This is a genomic window from Micrococcaceae bacterium Sec5.1, assembly GCA_039636795.1.
Lineage (GTDB): Bacteria > Actinomycetota > Actinomycetes > Actinomycetales > Micrococcaceae > Arthrobacter.
Genome location: CP143430.1, coordinates 3250708 through 3269747 on the forward strand (window position 1 = coordinate 3250708; position 19040 = coordinate 3269747).

Consider the following 19040-nt stretch of genomic DNA (forward strand, 5'->3'; position numbering starts at 1 on the left):
CTGGTGCCGGCGCCAAGCCAGCGGGGCTAGGCTCACCAAGGTGAAACCCGAGCAACTGCCTTTGTTGAACTCCGTCTCCGCCCCAGCCATCCATCCTGACGGGACCAAAGCGGTGGTATCCGTCGTCAGGCCCGATTTCGACGCCGATGCTTACGTCGGTCAATTGTGGAACGTTCCGCTGGACACCACCAAGCGCCCACGACGCATCACCCGCGGGTTCAGGGATACTTCCCCGGCTTTCTCGCCTGACGGACTGGTTTTGGCCTTCCTGCGGAGCGACGCAGAGGGAAAAGCACAACTGTTTGTTGTGGAGTCGGCAGGGGGCGAACCACAACAGGTCACGGATCAGCACGCCGGGGTCAACGGGTTTGCGTGGGCTCCCGATTCCCATCGGGTGGTCTTCACCAGCCGTGTTGCCGAACCGGGCCGCTATGGAACGGTCGACGGCGTTACTTCCGGCAGCGAAGACGCCCGGCTTATCGCCGTGAACCAGTACCTGATGAACGGCGTGGGCTACGTCCTGGACCAGCGCCAGCAACTGTTCGTCGTTGACGTGCCGGAATTGGGTGGCGAGCCTGTTGTCATTCCCCGCGGCAGAGCCGCCCACGAACGGCCAGGCGCCAGGGTAACTGGTGTTCCCGATGCCAGGCAGATGACGTTCGGCGAATCAGACCATGAGGCGCCCTGCTTCTCGGCCGACGGCAGATTCCTCTACTTCGTAGCCGCCCTCCACGACGGGCATGATGACGACCTCGTAACGTGGGTGTATCGGATGGACGCAACAGGCGGCGAACCCCAGCTCGTCAACCCTCACAACCCAAAACTGCAGACCGTCACGGTCGTGCGGGCGTCCACCGATGGCCGCTCGCTGTTCTTCACCGCGCAGGACCTGGGCGACACAGGACGTGACTTTGTCGCGCGCAACAGCGTTCTCTACTCAATGCCTGTCATCGGGGGAGATGCGGTGGCCCTGACCGACGTCGAGCATTTGGACGTCTCGGGTCCGCTGGAACCGAGCGGACCAGACAGCGTCCTGGTCCTGAACACAGCGTTGGGCAGCGTGGAGCTCCTCGATGTCACTGCAGAAGGAAGCATTACACCGCTCGTCCATGGAGCCCGGGTAGTCAACGGCGCCACTGTCGCTGCCAATGGTGAAATTGCCGTCAGCTTCCTGGACGCGTCTACCGCCGGCGACGTCGCCTCCCTGGAGCGTGGTGAACTGCGTCTGCTGACGGACTTCTCGGCGGGACTACGGAATAACTCACGAGTCAGCGAGCCCTTGGATTTGCAGGCAACCGCCGACGACGGATACCCCGTGAACGGTTGGTTGGTGCTGCCCGACGGCCCCGGACCGCACCCTGTCCTGCTGACCATCCACGGGGGTCCGTTCTCCCAATACACGGGAGCCTTCTTGGACGAAGCCCAAGTCTACGCAGCTGCGGGATACGCAGTAGTGATGTGCAATCCGCGGGGCTCGTCAGGCTACGGACAATCACATGGCCGGGTCATCAAGGAGCGCATGGGAACCGTGGACATGCAGGACGTGCTCGCCTTCCTGGACGCTGCCCTGTCCGCCCACGCAACCTTGGACGCAGACAGCGTGGGCATCATGGGTGGATCCTATGGCGGTTACCTTACGGCGTGGACCATCGCACACGACCACCGTTTCAAAGGGGCAATTGTCGAACGCGGATTCCTGGACCCTGTCAGCTTTGCGGGTACGTCCGATATCGGCTGGTTTTTTGGCGGCGAGTACGCTGGAGCCACACCCGGTCAGCTTGTGGCACAGAGCCCCCTGGCCGTAGGCGGCTCCGTCGTGACACCGACCCTGGTGATCCACAGCGAAAACGACCTTCGGTGTCCTCTCGAACAAGGGCAGCGGTACTATGCGCTCCTCAAAGAGAGGGGAATTGAGACGTCGTTACTCGTCTTCCCGGGCGAAGACCATGAACTGTCGCGTTCGGGGACTCCGCACCACCGAAAGCAACGGTTCGAACACGTCCTTGCGTGGTGGGCCAGGCATCTGCCGACGGCATCAAACCATATGGCGGAATGATGCATAAAGAGGAGCGGCTAGCCGTGCAGGAAGCCGAGGGTCCGGCGCGCGTCCTCAATGTCCGGATTGGACCACCGTAGGGAGTGTTCGGCGTTGCTGGAAAGCGATCGCATTTCTGCTTTGTCCACGTAGAGAACTCCCTGCAGGTGGTCTGTTTCGTGCTGCACAATGCGTGCCTGCCATCCTGAGAACCATTCCTCCACGGGGCGCCCCTCTGGCGTGAGGTAGCTCAATTCCACATTGCGATACCTGGTGACCACCGCTTGGTAGCCGCTAATGGACAGGCACCCTTCGTAGAAGGACGCTGTCTCATTGCCCAAGGGCCGATATTGCGGGTTGAGCACAACCATGAACTCCATTGGCTCCCTGTGCCGGACCGTTGCCGACTCCGGATCCACCTCGTACTTGTCCTCAAGGACTGCCAACTGCAACGGAATGCCCAACTGCGGAGCCGCCAGTCCAACCCCCGGTGCCGCATGCATGACCTCACGCATCCTCTCAATGAACGCCGCCAATTCAGCGCCATCAAGCTGGCCGTCATAGGGCGCCGCCTGTTGCCGGAGGACGGGGTGCCCGGCTTGAACGATCGGCGGAAGTTCCTCGGTTTCAAGTAGCCGCAGGACTGCGTCCCTGATCTGAAGGGGATTAAAATCAGTGGCCGGGCTGGGCGCCTCGGAGTGAGGTTGCTGCGTCATGACTCGAGCCTAGCGCGAAGGCTCCGCCTCGCGCCTGCGTCCTGCACTACGGTTCGCCCTTGCCGGGCCTCGGTCTCCGCGTTCAGCTAGGCTCGTCGAATGAGCGAAAGCAACCCCCTGGACCATGTACTCGGATTTATCAGGACGGTTGAGTCCGGCGGCGGCGCCACTGAGATCAGCCCGTACCTGGCCCACGACTTCACCCTCACGGAGTGGCCGCATGCACTATCCAAGACCGGGTCCACCAGGACTCTTCAGGAGACTCTCACCGGCGCGGATCACAGTAAGAACATCGTGGCGAACCAGAGCTTTGAGGTGGTCCGGACCACCTGCGAAGGCAACCGGGTAGTCCTGGAGATGAACTGGTCAGCCACATTGCTGCTGGACCTCCCGCACTGGGACGCTGGCGAAACCATACGTGCGCGGAGCACCGCTGTCTTTGAACTACGGGATGGATTGATCGTCAGCCAGGACACTTACGACTGCTACTACACCCTCCCTGAACAGACAGCCGCGGGCTCCTGAACGAGCGCTGAGTGAACACCCACGAGCTAGCGCATGGTGAAGCGCCGCTCCACCAGCGCTGAGACAGCGGGCAATTCCAAGGCGTGGGCAAAAAACGAGTTCCTGGCCGCCATGATCGCCGGAGGGAGAGGCCTTCCAAGTGCCATGTTCAACCCCGCCTGCAAGGAGGCGCGAGCCGCTGCCCGGCGTCGGTCCTTCTCGAACAGCTGAAGCTGGCGGCCGACGCCCTGCCCCCTGAGGGAGGCACCAATGAGAGGTGCCAAGGCAGCAGCGTCAAGCCATCCAAGATTCATTCCCTGGCCGCCAATGGGGCTGATCTCATGGGCGGCGTCGCCCAACAACACGGTTCTGCCATGGATCATGCGCCCCGCAAGCCTGGATTGGACATCAAATGCACTCAGCATGGTGTTGCTGTGCGCATCCACCACGGCCCCGGTCCGGGCGTGGACCATGGCAGCCAGGTTGGCCGCCGTCGCGCCTTTGGCCGGGGTTCCCAGCCGTACCACCCATCGCCGAACCTCTCCAGGCAAAGGGAAAGACTCGACGATGCCCTCCGGCTCCAGATACAGGACCGCGTTGTCTCCGTGGCCTGTCCCATCGGTGAAGTCGCCCATCAGATAACTATCCGGATAGTTACGGGCCGGGAGGTCGGGGAGAAGACGTTCTCGTATCAGCGAGTGGGCTCCGTCAGCTGCCACCAAAAGACGGCTGGTGAAGGTGCCTTCCCCGGAAGCTGAGGCCGCTCGGACGCTGACAGTGCCGCCGTCGTCGGCAAAATCGCGAACGTCCGCGCCGCGGACGATCGCGTCCGGGTCCAACGCAAGGACTGCTTGCTCCAGTGCCTGCTCCGTCACTGGTTGCGGGACCGCGAGGATGAAGGGAAAGTGCGGGTCCCCTGAAAAAGGCAACTCGGCGATTTTCCTGCCTTTGCTGTAGGCAATGCCCCGCTCGATCCGCACGCCGGATGCCAACAACGGCTCGGAAAGACCGGCCCTTTCCAGTTCGCCAAGCGCCGGCGGGTGAATCCCTATCGCCCTTGAACGGTGGCTCCTGTTCAGTCGGCGTTCAAGGATTCGGACCTGGTGCCCTCGTTTGAGCAACAAAGTGCCCATGAACAAACCGACAGGACCGGCACCCACGATGATGACGTCAAGCACGTCCGTCCCTCATGTCCAGGATCCATTGCCGGCATGCTCGTAGACGAGCAGGTTGTGCCATGGTCCGTTTCGATCCACCCTCCATCCTCCCGGAGCCGCCGTTTGGAGCTCTGCAGAGGTGAAACTGCGTTTGATGGAGACCAAACCATCTCCGCAGATGAAGGAGCCAACGCCCAAAGGCCAAAAGCCGGCCGCGAAGAGAAGGTAGGCGATGTTGCTCCGTTTGAGATCGTTATGCAGCGCGAGCCTGCGGCTCAGTACTTCTGAGTCCTTCAACACTCCGGCGAGTTGCTCAGCGTCGAGGTGGTGAAGCATGTGGTTCGACACGACGATATCGAAACTGCTGCCCTCGGCCACAAGCTCGGCACTGTGCGCCCGCCGGTAGGTGACGCCTTCCACCGCTGGCGCACGGGTCGCAAAATTGTACGCCCGTTCGTCAGGGTCTATGGCAGTCACCTCTAACGCAAATCCATCCTTTGCCGCCCATTTGGCCAGGCTTCGAGCGACGTCCCCACCACCGCACCCGATGTCCAGGACCGACGCCGTGCCACTCGCTGCGAGAACTGGCCGGAAGCGGTCACGGTACGTCCGGTGCCATCCGGAAAGGAGGCGGTTAACCACCGGGAAGCGGGCGTAGCTGCGATCCAGGCGCTGGAGGTCACAATCAGGCCGGTCCATGTCCTCGATGGCCTGCAAGTCCCTGTCCTTCAGGAATCCCCACGGGCTCACAGGCTGGGAGAGACCAGGGTAAAGAGGCCTGTCTCCACCGTGAGGCCGGGACCGAAAGCCATGGAGCAGATCCGCTCCTCGCGTTGGTTTGCGGCCTGTCCGAGCATGTACTTCAAAACAAACAGCACAGTGGCGCTACTCATATTGCCGTATTCCCTGAGAGTCTCCCTTGCCGGGACCAGTTGCTCCGCAGTGAGTTCGAGCTTGGATTCGACCTTGTCCAGAATGCTGCGCCCACCCGGATGAATGGCCCAGTGCATTATGTCCCGATAGGGCAGTCCTGCCAGTTGAGGCTCCTTGGCGAGCAGCGGCTCCAAGGCGCCGGTGATGTGCTCCTCGATGATGTGGGGCACATACGAACCCAAGACCATTTCAAAACCCTCGTCACCGATGTTCCAGGCCATCGCTTCTTCACCTACGGGAGTGAGGACCGTTTCGAAGTGGTCCAGCCTGATGACGGGCTCAGGCCCTTGCGGTTCCTTGGACGTCACGATGGCCGCGGCTGCACCGTCGCCGAAGATCGCCGAGCCCATGATGGTGTCAGGGTCGTTGGAGGTGCGCACGTGCAGCGAACAAAGCTCCACACAGATAACCAGAACGACGGCGGCTGGATCAGCGAGGCAGAACTGCTTGGCTGCTTTCAGGGCTGGAAAAGCGGCGTAGCAGCCCATGAAGCCCAAGTGGTAACGCTGCACGGAGGGATTCAGTCCCAGTGCGCGGACGACCTTGTAGTCGGGACCAGGGTTGAAGAATCCAGTGCAGGAAACAGTAATGACATGAGTGATGTCATCGAGATCGATATCCGGTACGCGCGCTACTGCAGCTTTGCCGGACTCTATGAAGAGCTTGGTGGCCTCTACGGCAAAAATCTCGTTCCGGACTTTGGTGCTCGGGCTTAGCACTTGGTTGGTTGAGGGATCGAAGAATCGTGGATTTTCGGGATGCGCGTCCAGGCTCAGCTCTTCCACCGCCGTATAGCGGGTATCTATGGCAGCGGAGTCGAAGCAGGTGGAGACCAGCCGCGACCCAAGCCGGGTCAGGCCTGGTTGCGCTGCGAAGACGTCGCGTGCCTGCGACTGCACGAGGATGGTTGGCGGAACTGCGGTTTCAAGGGACCTCATGTATACCGGCATGCTTCATTCTTAGTGAGTCCGCAGCTGATGACAATGGTTGGAGTGGTTCAGGATTCGCGTCCTCCCGAAGGCATGCAGCGCAGGCCGTTAGTGTGGACAATGACCGTTGCCGCTTTCGCGACGACGAACGAGAATTTTACGTACTGACCGAGGCTGGCCGGTCCGGGCCAGGCGGGCCGACGAGCTTTTGGGCAGCGCCGACCAACAGATCGTGCCTAAAGATGGAGAAATCATGAGCATTGCCACGAGCACCGACGCGCAGTCTGCTGCGTCGCACGTAGCAGACACCCACGACCTCATTCGGGTGCAGGGTGCGCGCGAGAACAACCTCAAGGACATCAGCGTAGAGATCCCCAAACGTCGTCTCACTGTGTTCACGGGTGTCTCCGGCTCGGGCAAGAGTTCTTTGGTCTTTGCAACCATCGCCGCAGAATCCCAGCGGATGATCAATGAGACATACAGCGCTTTTGTTCAGGGCTTCATGCCTTCGTTGTCACGGCCGGATGTGGACATGCTGGAAGGCCTGACAACGGCCATCATCGTGGACCAGGAGAGGATGGGCTCGAATCCGCGCTCAACCGTGGGCACTGCGACAGATGCCAATGCCATGCTCCGCATTCTCTACAGCCGGCTCGGGCAGCCCCACATCGGGTCGCCGAACGCGTACTCATTCAACGTGCCCACCGTTAAGGCCAGCGGGGCCATCACCGTCGACCGTGGCGAGGGCAAAACCAAGACGGAGAAGGCCAGCTTCAACCGCCTGGGCGGCATGTGCTCACGCTGTGAGGGAATGGGCTCGGTCAACGATTTCGATCTCACCGCGCTCTACGACGACAGCAAGTCCTTGAACGAGGGCGCGCTCACGATTCCCGGGTACACGATGGATGGCTGGTATGGCCGGATCTTCAGCGGATCAGGCTACTTCAATATGGACAAGCCAATTGCCAAGTTCACCAAGAAGGAGCTCCACGACCTCCTGTACCGGGAACCCACCAAAATCAAGGTCGAAGGCATCAACCTCACCTACGAAGGTGTCATCCCCAAAATCCAGAAATCGATGCTCTCCAAGGACGTTGACGCACTTCAACCACACATCCGCGCCTTCGTGGAGCGGGCCATCACTTTCACCACCTGTCCAGAGTGTGAAGGCACCAGGTTGAGCCCGGAGGCACGTTCTTCCAAAATCAGCGGCAAAAGTATTGCGGATGTGTGCAAGATGCAGATCAGTGACCTTGCTTTGTGGATCCGTGAAATCAATGAGCCTTCAGTGGCGCCGCTTCTCAGGGGACTACAGCACCTCCTGGACTCCTTCGCCGGGATAGGCCTCGGATATCTTTCCCTCGATCGGCCTGCCGGTACATTGTCCGGGGGAGAGGCGCAGCGAACCAAGATGATCCGGCATCTGGGCTCATCCCTGACTGACATCACGTACGTCTTCGACGAGCCAACCATAGGGTTGCACCCGCATGACATCGAGCGCATGAATCAGTTGCTGCTGCAGTTGCGGGATAAAGGCAACACTGTCCTGGTAGTCGAGCACAAGCCTGAAACGATTGCGATCGCTGACCACGTGGTGGATCTGGGTCCCGGCGCGGGCACAGGCGGCGGCACAGTCTGTTTCGAAGGCGATCTGGACGGGCTGCGGGGGAGCGACACCATCACTGGACGCCACCTCGACGATCGCGCATCCATTAAGGAGCAGGTTCGTTCCGCCTCCGGCACTCTTGAAGTCCGTGGCGCCTCCACCAACAACCTTCAAAACGTGGATGTTGATATTCCATTGGGCGTGCTGTGTGTGCTCACCGGGGTGGCCGGATCGGGCAAGAGCTCGCTCATTCACGGGTCCGTAGCCAAACGTGACGGTGTCCTGGTGATCGACCAAGGTGCAATCCGGGGTTCCCGCCGAAGCAATCCTGCAACCTACACCGGACTCCTTGAGCCCATCCGCAAGGCATTCGCCAAGGCCAACAACGTGAAACCGGCACTTTTCAGCTCCAATTCCGAAGGCGCTTGCCCCACCTGCAACGGCGCCGGGGTCATTTACACGGACCTGGGCGTCATGGCCACTGTGGAGTCAACGTGCGAGGAATGTGAAGGAAAGCGCTTCCAGGCATCCGTACTGGAGTACAGGCTTGGTGGCCGCAATATTGCAGACGTGCTTGCAATGTCTGTCAACGAGGCTGGGATCTTCTTCAGCGAAGGCGAAGCACGCACACCGGCCGCCCACAAGATCCTGGACCGCCTTGCCGACGTCGGGCTTGGTTACCTGACGCTTGGCCAGCCGCTCACCACACTGTCCGGCGGGGAACGCCAGCGGCTCAAGCTTGCCACGCAAATGTCAGAGAAGGGCGACATCTATATCCTGGACGAGCCAACAACAGGCCTTCACCTGGCCGATGTCCAGAACCTGCTCGGCATGCTGGATCGTTTGGTCGAGTCAGGAAAGTCAGTCATCGTCATCGAGCATCACCAGGCCGTCATGGCACATGCGGACTGGATTATCGACCTCGGTCCCGGCGCCGGACACGACGGCGGCAAAATTGTTTTCTCTGGCACGCCAGCTGACTTGGTGGCTGACCGCTCGACGCTGACCGGCAAGCACCTAGCGGCTTACGTCGGGGCTTGATGCTCGATTGGCCTGAAAAGACGCCAATCCAGCATGCTGTGAAGCCGTCTATAGCCGCTTCTCAACTAAGCTTTTTTACGGGATTCCTTGACTATTCCCTGTGATGTGACCCACACTTACTCAAGATTTGGACTATTTACAGACCATTAAAGATCTTGAACGCAGGGGGAAGCATGTCCACATTTTCGTCAGGCTTGGTCAAGGGTGACAACACCCACGCGAAGGAATCTCGCCGGAAGCACCATTTCCGGTTTGCGACCACTGTGGCGGCGGTGGCGATCCTCATGTCGGCCACGTCGTGCGCCACGCCACTTGCAACCGGCATTGAGCCAGCAGCCGAGTGCCGCCAACTTGACGCCAAACTGACGTGGCCGGATGAGGTCCGGGAACAACTACAAAAAACCATCGACGCCCACAGCAGTTGCACCGGAACATCCCGCGGAGACCAAGCTCCAGTGGCGATCTTTGACTGGGACAACACCGTGGTGAAGAACGACATCGGCTATGGCACGAACTTTTGGATGCTGCGGCACGACAAAGTCCTGCAACCGGCGAACAAGGACTGGAAAAGCACAAACCGCTACCTTACAGATGCGGCAGCGAAGGCGCTGACAGCGGCCTGCGGCACTGACACTCCCGCAGGCCAACCTCTCAAGACCAGCAGCAACATTGACTGCGCCGATGAAATCCTCGCCATCCTTGAGGACAAGACACGTTCCGGCGAACCGGCATTTGAGGGCTTCAATGCCCGCCACCTCATAGGCGCCTACGCCTGGGGTACGGCCTTGTCTGCCGGATATACCGAGGAGCAGCTCAGCCAGTTCGCACTCGCGATGAAGCAGGAAAACCTGTCCGCAGCACAAGGCAGCACGCAGACCGTTGGAAGCCAGCAGGTGGACGGTTACATCCGGATCTACCCACAGATCAAGGACCTCATCGGCGTCCTTCAGGCACATGGCATCGATACTTGGGTGGTGTCGGCATCGACGCCGGGCACGTCGTGGGCGTCCGCAGCGTCTACGAGGATGGCATCCAAACCTCCCACTTGAAAGGCTGCGGCGGAATACCCGACGGCGAAGATTCCGTCATGACCTACATCGAGGGAAAACGTTGCTGGGCCAATCAGGTGATCTTCGGCGTCGAGGGTCCTTCAGCCTTTGAGCAACTGCCTGCCGAACGCCGCCAGATCCTGGCCGCCGGTGACTCCGGCACAGACGTAACCTTCGTTGGCGACGCCATCGAAGCCAGGCTGGTGGTGAATCGGAACAACGCCGAAATCATGTGCCACGCGTACGACAACGAGGACGGCAAGTGGCTGATAACCCCAATGTTCATCCAGCCCAAACCACAGCGTAGCGAGCCGTATCCATGCACCACCAAGGCGTACACCAACCCAGACGGCAGCAAGGGGCCGGTGAAGCGCGAGGACGGCAGCCTCATCCCGGACCAGGTGGACCGTGTCCACTGAAGGTACTTCGTGGTAGCCGCTTCTGTCGCGAAGGGTCCTACTTCAGGCTTCCCATGGTGACGCCGGAGCGCCAATAGCGTTGCATGGCAATCATGAGGACGATCATGGGAATGGTGGAGACGAGGGATCCTGTGATCACAAGACCGGTCAGGTCATACTGGCTGTCAGTTCCGCGCTCAAGCCATGAATAGAGTCCGAGCATCACAGGCCATTTATCTGCGCCCTTGAGGAAGACCAGAGGCCACATGAACGTGTTCCAGGAAGCCACAAAGTGAAGGAGAAATATTGTTGCACCTGCAGTTGTCATGAGCCTGAGACCGAGGGAGAAGAAGATCCTGTACTCACCAGCGCCGTCGATCCTCGCCGCTTCCATGAGTTCACTGGGGACTGCTCCCTCGGCGTATACCTTCGCCAAGTAGACGGAAAACGAGCCGAACATACCGGGGAGGATCATTGCCCAGATCGTGTCGTAGATACCCATCTGCGTGAAGAGCACAAAAGAGGGGACGATCATGAGGGTTCCCGGAATGAGGAACGAACCGATAATGAGGCCCATGGTGAACCCTCGCCCTAAATAGCGGTACTTGGCGATGGCATAACCCGCTGCCAAGGCAACCAACGTCAATCCGACTGAGCCCAGGGTGGCGTAGACCACGGTGTTCCAGAGCCATCGGGCGAAGATGCCGTCCTGATAAGTGAAAAGGTCCGAGAGGGTGTCCAGGAGACTGAATTCCCCAAACCACATGCCGTTGGTTGTGTACAGCTCTTCTTTCGACTTCGTCGATGCCACGATGAGCCACCACAGCGGGCCCGCGGAGTAGATGGCCAGGAAAGCCAGAATTCCCAGCATGACCCAGCGGGAGACTCCCACAGCCTCGTTCGCGGATCGCTGTACATTTGGATTTCGCCTCCGCTTGCGGGGGAAACGAGCAGGGTGGGGCGTGTCTGCTCCTTCAGGGACTGTCCCGCTCACCGCGGGCCGCAATGATGCCTGGGTCATGACTCGATCCTGTTCGTAAAGCGGTAAATGATGGTCGAAACGATGCCCACCACGACTCCCAGCACGATTGAGAGTGCCGTGGCGTAGTTGATGTTTCCCACTTGGAAGGCCTGGTTGTAGATCATCATGGCGGGCGTGAAGTCCTTGGTTATGGTCTCCGGAGTGACGGCTCGGAAGAGAAGTGGCTCGTTGAAGATCTGGAGCGTTCCGATGATTGCCAGCAGGCTTGTCAGAACGAGGGAGCCCCGAAGGAACGGCACCTTAATGTCCATGGCGATTCGCAGTTCCCCGGCGCCGTCGATCCGGGCGGCTTCGAAAATTTCATGGGGGATCGACTGAAGGGAGCCGTACATGATGAGCATGTTGAACCCGATGCCGCCCCAGATTGCCAGGTTCCCGATTGATGACCATATGGTGTTGCCGGCGAAGAAGTTTACCTGCACCCCGAACACCTGGAGGAAGTCACTCAGTGGCCCAACAACAGGGCTGTAAAGAAAGATCCAGACCATGGTGGCCACCAGCCCTGGGACCATGTAGGGGAGCAGCAGTACGATCCTGAACCTCGCCGCGACCCGCCGCCGAACGCCGTCGAGCACCAAAGCCATGGCGAGGCTGACCAATTGTCCAAGCGGTACGACGATGATCGCGTAGATGAACACACGAAACATTCCAGCCCAGAAGGACGTGTCCGCGAGGGCTTCGGCAAAGTTGTCAAAGCCAACAAAGGTTGACGTTGCTTTGCCGAAGCCGAGCCCGGATGTCTTGGTTGCAAAAACGCTTTCCTTGAGTGCCATCGCGACAGGAACGAGGGTAAACAAAGCAAACCCGAGGAGGAAAGGCAGGCTAAGGGACGCACCTTTCAGGTCCTGCTTTACGCGCCACCCGGATCGTGCCCGAAGGGCTGGTCCGTCCATGCCACCGCTGTTTTTCTTCCGGGTCGTGTTTCCACGAGGGGACCGGCGTCGCTTGGTTGCTGCCTGGATAGTTGCTGTCATGAAGTCCTCCTGCTCTCAATGCACCGCAGCCGTTAGCTGCCGGTGGTGAATGAGATGCCCTTCTTTTCCAGGTCCGAGGTCACGAAGTTCTGGACATTCTTCAGTGCCTCGCTCAACTTAATCTGGCCCGCCACGGCCTTGCCCCATTGATCCTGCAACTCCGGGAACCACGCATCGTAGTTCGGTCCCAGCTCAAATTTGCCTACCGTAGCCTTCTGGGCCTCCACCATGACTTCTGCAGCTTTCGTGTCGTCGACGAAGAAGCCCTTAGGGATGACATCCTTGACGTACGGGGACGGGTCCTTCAGGGAGGAAGGCAGGCCTACGGAACCAGTTTTCGGGTTTTTGCCCGCTTGGATACCTTCGGGCGTGGCCAGCCAGTCTGCGTACTTGACCACAGCTTCGGGGGAGTCGCAGCCAACGGGGACAAAGCTTGGAGTCGATCGGCCTGGAGTAGCCTTCTTGTCGGAACTGAATTGCGGGATCTCCACTGCCTCCCAGTGGCCTGAGGTGGCGGGAAAGTTCGTTTTGTAGCCAGTTAGCGACCACCATTGCGTGGTTGTGGAGGCCATCTTGCCTGAGTCGAAGTACGAGTACAGGGCAGGCCTATCCTTATAGGTCTGATTTGAGACGAAGTCGTTGTCGATAAGTTGCTGAATGATGTCGGCCGCCGCCATCGTGGCCTTGTCGGTAAAGTTGACCTTCCATTTGTCCCCGTCTATCGCGAACCACTCCGCGCCGCCCTGCTGGGCCAGGTTCATCAGGGTACTCGGGTCCTCACCGGCGAGGTTGGTGACGTCAACGCCGTTGGCTTTGAAGATTTTGCCGGCGTCCACGAATTCCTGCCATGTGGCGGGTATCTTCACTCCGTATTTGTCGTACGTGTCCTTGTTGACGATCATGAACTGCCCGTCAGATCCGGAGGGAAGACCGTAGTAGCGGTCATTCACCTTAGCCGCGGCCTTGGCACCGTCGTTGTAGATGTCCTCGGTAGGAGTGACAGCATCAGTGATGTCCTGGGCCCAGCCGTTGACCACCATCGTGGTCAACGGCGCGAAACCCTGAACCAGGCATGGAACATCGCTCTTGGCTTCCATGGCATTCCGGAAATTTGTTTGGGTAGCGGTGTTGGAGGCCTGGAGAACGTAGTTGACCTTAACATCGCTCTGTGCGGCGTTGAACGCGTCCGCTATCTGCTTACCCGTTTCGGCATTCCAACCCCACACGTCAATCGTGACCGGGCCCGACCGGGCCTCTGGGGCTGCCGGTGAGGCAGAGCCCCCGCCGCATGCCGAAAGTAAAGCGGCTGAGGCTAGGACGGCAGCACTCAAAGTGACCCGCCTGCGATGTGTGAACTTCATATGTCTCTCCTTTGAGGTGGTACGAAAGGTGGGGAAAGGGCCCGTTCCCCACATGACTAAGGCGCGGGCGAACTGGACAGGAAATCGTTATCCCAAGCATGAGTGATGAAGGCCACATTGTCAACGCGTTAGCGCTAACAATGGCCTAACGGCGCGCTGTTGCTGATAACCAGGGACCGAATGCTGGGGGAGTAGCGGACGCTTTTGGCTAAGAAGGCTTACTGCTGGGAGTGTGACCAGTGAACTTGCCTGGACCCACCAGAACGGCCCCTACGGATGGTGTTCCATCCGTAGGGGCCGTTAGCCACTGATCGGCTTCGAAGCGGCGGCTAGCTCTTTTGGCTACGCGGCAAGAGCGGCATCGAAAAGTTGCTCGGCCAGCCGGAGCAAGTGAGGGGGTGCATCTAACTCCTCGCCGTTGTCGTCATGGCCAAGTAGAACGGCGGTCCCACTAACGGGCTGTTCAATCTCCAAGCCTGCTTCGCGCAGCAACACCTCGGCCCGGGCATTTAGTGGCAGGGGAATAGACGCTGCCTCATCGTTCAAATAGACGTGCCAATCGTTCCAGGTAATTGCTTCAACGCTTCCTTCAACCAGCCTTTGCATTGTGGGCAGGGTCGGGTCGATTCTTTCGACGCGGACGGGCTGCCTGAGAGGAGCTGGGATAATCAGGGCATTGTGTTTCCGATACATAATTCATCCCTTCCACGTCTGGGCGACCGGCATTCCCAGGGCTTCAAACCCGTCCCTCCTGGGAATGACCAAGTGACCGCTCGGGGCAAACTTTTACATAGACTTGGCCGCGATTTAGACCGCGTCGTGCCCGTGTGCCAGATCCACTAACAACACTGACCCTAAGCGCGACGCGTCACCTTTGGTTTTTACGCGGCTTTTGGAAGAGATTTTCGCTGGTATCAATTTTTGCCCTTTTCGCGGCTCTTTTTTCAAGAATCGATTTTCCCGATTTTTTGGCACTAATATTTCTGGGGGACTTACCGGCCACAGGAATCACGCCTTTCTGAACGCTATCTAGCAATCACCATACCGACTTTAATTTTTAAAGCCAGTCCGCGGTTTGGTGGATATTTCTGCAAGCTACTCGTAGACAAGACTTTCGAAAAATTTATCGCAGACTTCAACACCAAGGAGCCGACGTTGCCAGCCGGGCGCACGGACAACCACCGGGCCGCTAAGGGCAGCACGCCGTCCAGTCCCACCTGGTGCAGGCAAGCCCCTTCTGCCCCCGTGCCTTTAACGCCGATAATCTACATTATGTAAAGTTGAACAGTGATTATTGCATCTGATGCATGATCACCTCTCCTCCGCCCGACGCGGTCGATTCAGCGGGACGGGTGCTCGACTTCGGCGCTGTGAGTTTCCTTCACCCGGAAGACTACGTGTTCACCCAGATGCTCACTGGCTGGCGTAACCAGCAGTTGAGCCGGAACCTGGCGTTTGGCACCATCGAGGGCCGGGAACGGCTAGTGACGCGGTTCCAGGAGTCCACCAACGAGTATCCATGGCAATGGACGCCGGCCCACGTTGACGAGTTCTTCGGGGATCTTCGCAGCGTGAAGCGCGCCGCGCAATCCACCATCCGGAGCTACCAGGCAGCGCTGAGGGCGTTCTGCTCCTACGCGGCGTCGCCTGAGTATGGCTGGGACCGGGTCTGCGAACAGTACTTCGGAACACACCCTTCGCAGGTCTGCTTTGACTGGAACACCGCGGTCCATGCGCAGGCGACAGAATCCACTCCTTTCCGGCGCCCATTTACCAGGCAGGAGTTACAGGCCTTCTTTGACCGAGCCGATGACGAGGTGGACCGGATCGCGACTCTGGGCCGCAAGGGCTGGTTGCCGGCCTACCGCGACGCTGTCCTGTTCAAGGTGGTCTACAGCTGGGGCCTGCGACGCAATGAGGTCAGACACCTGCAGACCGTGGATTTTGCCCGGAACCCGCACGCCCGGGAATTCGGCAAGTACGGAGTGCTGCAGGTCCGCTATGGGAAAGCCGTGAAAGGGTCTCCCCCGAAACGGCGCAGCGTCCTGACGGTGTTTGACTGGTCGGCGGAGATCATCGCAGACTGGCTGGAACGCGGCCACCCCTACATGACCGACGGGCTGGACCTGTTCCCCTCCGAACGCGGCACTTTGGTTTCCGAGACTGCGCTGAATCGCAGGTTCAACCGGTACTGCCAAGATCTGGGCCTCTCCCCCGGCCTGGACATCCACTCGCTGCGCCGCTCCTACGTCACCCACCTCATCGAAGCCGGCTTGGACCCCCTGTTCGTCCAGCACCAGGCTGGACACGAGCACGCCTCGACCACGGCCCTCTACACGTCGGTTTCCAGAGATTACCGGGTCAAGACACTGCGCCGGGCCCTGGACTCCACCGTCCGGGACGCCCTTGCCGGAATGGAAGACTGAACCCCATGAAACGAGAGATCGACTACCGGTGGCGACTCGCCGAACTCATGGCAGCCCGCGGACTGCACAACAGCACCGACCTGGGCCCGCTGCTAAAAGAACGCGGCATCGAACTCTCGGCCTCCCAGGTATACCGGCTGGTCACGCAACGCCCGGAACGCGTCTCAGTTATGATGGTCGCCGCCCTCTGCGACATCTTCTCCTGCGGTCCCGAAGACCTGGTCACCGTCACGGCAACAGACGCCAAAGTCCGCAAGGTCGCCTCCGACACCAACGTCGTGGACCTGAACAAGACCATCCGCCCCAAGCGCGCCCGCGTGATCCGCGATGACGGCTGAGACCATCCCCCGGCCTGGCGTCCGCGGCCGACCCCGCACCGCAGGCAACTTCACCTGCGACAGATGCTCACGAGCAGCCGGCAAACACCGCACCAGCTGGCCTGAAGGCAGGATCTGCGGAACCTGCTTCACGATCGCCATGCGCACGCACGGACCCTGCCCCGGCTGCCAAACCGCGCGCATGCTTCCCGGGCGGTCCGCTGCCCACGGCGACCAACCTGTCTGCGTCGATTGCGCGGGTATCACCCAGGATTACCACTGCTCACACTGCGGCACGGAAACCGAGCACTACCGCCAGAACACTTGCGCACGCTGCTCGCTTCGGGATGACCTCACCGTCCTGTTGCGCGTCGACGAGGCCCCGGGATCGGAAACGACGGCGACCAAACTGCTCGGCGCTCTCTGCGGAGCCCAGCGCCCCGAAAGCATCCTGACCTGGCTGCGCAGGGCCAGCGTTCGCGACCTGCTTTCACGCCTCGCCACCGGAGGCATCCACCTCAGCCACGAAGCGCTCGACAAGGAACCCAACAGCCTGCGCGTGGAACACCTACGCAGCCTACTCACCCACCACCAGCTACTCCCTGCCCGGGACCACTACCTTGCTCTCTTCGAGCGGTGGCTACCCACCAAGCTCGACGCTATCGATGATCCCGAGATTCGGCGGCCCATCGAGTCCTTCGCCCGCTGGCACCACCTGCGACGCATCAGGAACATATCCGTGAACGGGAAGCCCACTAGGGGCCCGGTGCACAGTGCGAAGCAGGAAATCACCGAAACCATCAAGTTCCTCACTTGGCTCAAACTCACCCACGGACGGACCGCAGCCTCGTGCGTTCAAGCTGACGTCGACGCGTGGCTGGCGGACGGCCCGACCACCGGGCACGCCATCAGAACCTTCTTCGTCTGGGCTGTCGAGAACCGGACCTGCGCCAACATCACGATCGGTTTTCGGCAGGCCAAGACCACGCCGCTGCTCACCCAGGGGCAACGGCTCTCCATGCTCAAAGCCTGCCTCGCGGACGACATCGACACATTGCCCTATCGGGTCGCCGCAATTCTCCTGCTGCTCTACGCCCAGCCAGTAGTGAAGATCGCCGCGATGAAGAGCACCGACGTGATCCTCACGCCCGAGGGCCTGCGCCTGTCACTCGGGGAAGAACACGCAGCGCCAGTACCCGAACCCTTCGCCGCCCTCCTCGCACAACACCTGGCCTCCCGCCCCAACATGCGCACAGGGAGCAGTTCTGGCAGCCAGTGGCTGTTCCCCGGCTACCGGCCCGGGCAACACATCCACCCCAACACCCTCATGGAAAGGCTCCGGGAAAACGGCATCAACCTCCTCGGCGCACGCAACGCATCCCTGCGCGCGCTCGTCAAGGAAGTGCCCGCCCCGCTCGTCGCAGAAATGCTTGGCTACAGCTACCAAGTCACACAAAAACACGCTGCAGCAGCGGCGGGCCAATGCCAGCTCTACGCGCCCAGCCGAGCGCCTGCCCGACAGACTGCCACTTGAATTCCGGCAGCCTGGGACTCACCATCCCATGTCACGGGCAACCTCTGCGCGTGCGACGTCGATCTGCGTCTGGGTGACACCAGGTATGTCCGTCTCAGTTTCAATGCGAGTCAGGAGATCCGCCAAGGCCTGTTTCTCCGCCGGGTGCGTTATCGGCACCGAGTTCAGATCAACCGACATGAGCCAGTCGTAGAGAACAACAACGTCCGCGCGCCAGAGATTGACGCTAACAGTTGGTATCGAAGGATCCATTTACCAAACTCCCCACCTCTAGTCCGCCCCAAATGGAGGACGCTAGAACAGAATAGTTTGGAATCGAATACGCACGGTTACCAGTAGTACTCTGCGTATCTCATCAGATGAATCATTCGGGCCCTCTCCCGCAGAGTTCCGCACCAAGCGTTCGAGGCCCTCTGCGCCGCAGCATTCAGGGGTTTTGTCCGAGTCCAATCGATGTTCCCAGCCATGACTGGGCGGGACGGCTCGCAACACTGTCCGCGGCCGGCCCCGGACTACCGGCTCCGTCCAGTGCCCCCGGTGCGGCCGCAACGCCGGCAAAACCAGGGTGATCTGGCCGGAAGGCAAGATCTGCGGTCCTTGCTTCACCGTGGCCACCCGCACCCGCGGCACATTCCCAGGCTGCGGGCAGCACAGGTTGCTCCCTGGCCCACCCGAACAGGATGGAGGACCGCGGTGCGCCCCGTGCGCCGGTATCCTTAACGACTTCCGCTGCGCCCGCTGCAGCCGCGAAGGTGAGTTCTACCGCCGCGGCATCTGCGCCCGCTGCGCGCTCAGGGACGACCTCACCGCCCTGCTGCTCACGAACCCGGCTGATCCGACAACCGCCCTCCGCCTGATCGATGTCCTCTGTCAGGCCGATAGACCGGAAAGCATCATCACCTGGAAACGCGCCGCCAAAGTCCAGACGCTCCTGACCTCTGTCTCGAGCGGCAACACTCCCCTGACCCACGAAGGCCTCGACAGTCACCGCGAAACGGCGGGACGGGCAGTCGACCAT

18 protein-coding genes are annotated in these 19040 nt (G+C 60.3%); 8 read left to right on the forward strand and 10 right to left on the reverse strand.

What is annotated here, in order from left to right:
* Positions 1-40: 40 nt before the first annotated feature.
* Complete coding sequence (locus VUN82_14755) at positions 41-2056, forward strand: S9 family peptidase (GenBank protein XAS70376.1); 2016 nt, start codon at positions 41-43, stop codon at positions 2054-2056.
* A gap of 17 nt (positions 2057-2073) precedes the next feature.
* On the opposite strand, the gene VUN82_14760 is transcribed toward VUN82_14755, so the two are convergent.
* A complete protein-coding gene (locus VUN82_14760; GenBank protein ID XAS70377.1) occupies positions 2074-2751 on the reverse strand; it encodes a peptide deformylase in 678 nt (225 codons plus the stop codon).
* Positions 2752-2850: 99 nt separating this feature from the next.
* On the opposite strand from VUN82_14760, the gene VUN82_14765 reads away from it, so the two are divergent.
* The gene (locus tag VUN82_14765) at positions 2851-3276 is read left to right on the forward strand and encodes a nuclear transport factor 2 family protein (protein XAS70378.1); all 426 of its coding nucleotides are present in this window, start codon (positions 2851-2853) and stop codon (positions 3274-3276) included.
* Between the two features lie 26 nt (positions 3277-3302).
* Here VUN82_14765 and VUN82_14770 read toward each other — a convergent pair whose 3' ends face one another.
* The 3 genes from VUN82_14770 to VUN82_14780 are packed head-to-tail and all read right to left on the reverse strand — an operon-like array spanning position 3303 to position 6295.
* Positions 3303-4433, reverse strand: a complete 1131-nt coding sequence (locus VUN82_14770; protein XAS70379.1) for an NAD(P)/FAD-dependent oxidoreductase — start codon at positions 4431-4433, stop codon at positions 3303-3305.
* Positions 4434-4442: 9 nt separating this feature from the next.
* Positions 4443-5162: a class I SAM-dependent methyltransferase gene (locus VUN82_14775; protein XAS70380.1), complete on the reverse strand. Its 720-nt coding sequence runs from the start codon at positions 5160-5162 to the stop codon at positions 4443-4445.
* On the reverse strand, positions 5159-6295 hold the full coding sequence (locus VUN82_14780) for a type III polyketide synthase (protein XAS70381.1): 1137 nt from the start codon (positions 6293-6295) through the stop codon (positions 5159-5161). The genes VUN82_14775 and VUN82_14780 overlap by 4 nt, the downstream gene beginning before the upstream one ends.
* A gap of 232 nt (positions 6296-6527) precedes the next feature.
* On the opposite strand from VUN82_14780, the gene VUN82_14785 reads away from it, so the two are divergent.
* From VUN82_14785 to VUN82_14795, 3 genes are all read left to right on the forward strand, one after another.
* Positions 6528-8921 carry an excinuclease ABC subunit UvrA gene (locus tag VUN82_14785; GenBank protein XAS70382.1) on the forward strand — a complete coding sequence of 798 codons (2394 nt, stop codon included), beginning with the start codon at positions 6528-6530 and terminating at the stop codon, positions 8919-8921.
* Positions 8922-9094: 173 nt separating this feature from the next.
* On the forward strand, positions 9095-9970 hold the full coding sequence (locus VUN82_14790) for a hypothetical protein (GenBank protein ID XAS70383.1): 876 nt from the start codon (positions 9095-9097) through the stop codon (positions 9968-9970).
* A 38-nt stretch (positions 9971-10008) separates the two neighbouring features.
* The gene (locus VUN82_14795) at positions 10009-10389 is read left to right on the forward strand and encodes a hypothetical protein (GenBank protein ID XAS70384.1); all 381 of its coding nucleotides are present in this window, start codon (positions 10009-10011) and stop codon (positions 10387-10389) included.
* Positions 10390-10426: 37 nt separating this feature from the next.
* Here VUN82_14795 and VUN82_14800 read toward each other — a convergent pair whose 3' ends face one another.
* The 4 genes from VUN82_14800 to VUN82_14815 form a co-directional block, all read right to left on the reverse strand.
* On the reverse strand, positions 10427-11389 hold the full coding sequence (locus VUN82_14800; GenBank protein XAS70385.1) for a carbohydrate ABC transporter permease: 963 nt from the start codon (positions 11387-11389) through the stop codon (positions 10427-10429).
* Positions 11386-12384, reverse strand: coding sequence for a sugar ABC transporter permease (locus VUN82_14805; GenBank protein ID XAS70386.1), 999 nt, complete (start codon positions 12382-12384; stop codon positions 11386-11388). The genes VUN82_14800 and VUN82_14805 overlap by 4 nt, the downstream gene beginning before the upstream one ends.
* 32 nt (positions 12385-12416) lie before the next feature.
* Positions 12417-13745 (reverse strand): hypothetical protein, encoded by a 1329-nt coding sequence (locus tag VUN82_14810; protein ID XAS70387.1) that lies wholly within the window; start codon positions 13743-13745, stop codon positions 12417-12419.
* A 342-nt stretch (positions 13746-14087) separates the two neighbouring features.
* A complete protein-coding gene (locus VUN82_14815; GenBank protein ID XAS70388.1) occupies positions 14088-14351 on the reverse strand; it encodes a DUF3846 domain-containing protein in 264 nt (87 codons plus the stop codon).
* Positions 14352-15052: 701 nt separating this feature from the next.
* Here VUN82_14815 and VUN82_14820 point away from each other — a divergent pair.
* The 3 genes from VUN82_14820 to VUN82_14830 are packed head-to-tail and all read left to right on the forward strand — an operon-like array spanning position 15053 to position 18022.
* Positions 15053-16171 carry a site-specific integrase gene (locus VUN82_14820; GenBank protein ID XAS70389.1) on the forward strand — a complete coding sequence of 373 codons (1119 nt, stop codon included), beginning with the start codon at positions 15053-15055 and terminating at the stop codon, positions 16169-16171.
* 5 nt (positions 16172-16176) lie between these two features.
* Positions 16177-16509, forward strand: a complete 333-nt coding sequence (locus VUN82_14825; GenBank protein XAS70390.1) for a helix-turn-helix transcriptional regulator — start codon at positions 16177-16179, stop codon at positions 16507-16509.
* Entirely contained in the window at positions 16499-18022 is a 1524-nt protein-coding gene (locus VUN82_14830) for a hypothetical protein (protein ID XAS70391.1), read from the forward strand. Before VUN82_14825 ends, VUN82_14830 begins: the two co-directional genes overlap by 11 nt.
* A gap of 18 nt (positions 18023-18040) precedes the next feature.
* Here the strand turns inward: VUN82_14830 and VUN82_14835 are convergent, their stop codons facing one another.
* Positions 18041-18274 (reverse strand): hypothetical protein, encoded by a 234-nt coding sequence (locus VUN82_14835; GenBank protein XAS70392.1) that lies wholly within the window; start codon positions 18272-18274, stop codon positions 18041-18043.
* Positions 18275-18449: 175 nt separating this feature from the next.
* Positions 18450-19040 carry a hypothetical protein gene (locus VUN82_14840; GenBank protein XAS70393.1) on the reverse strand — a complete coding sequence of 197 codons (591 nt, stop codon included), beginning with the start codon at positions 19038-19040 and terminating at the stop codon, positions 18450-18452.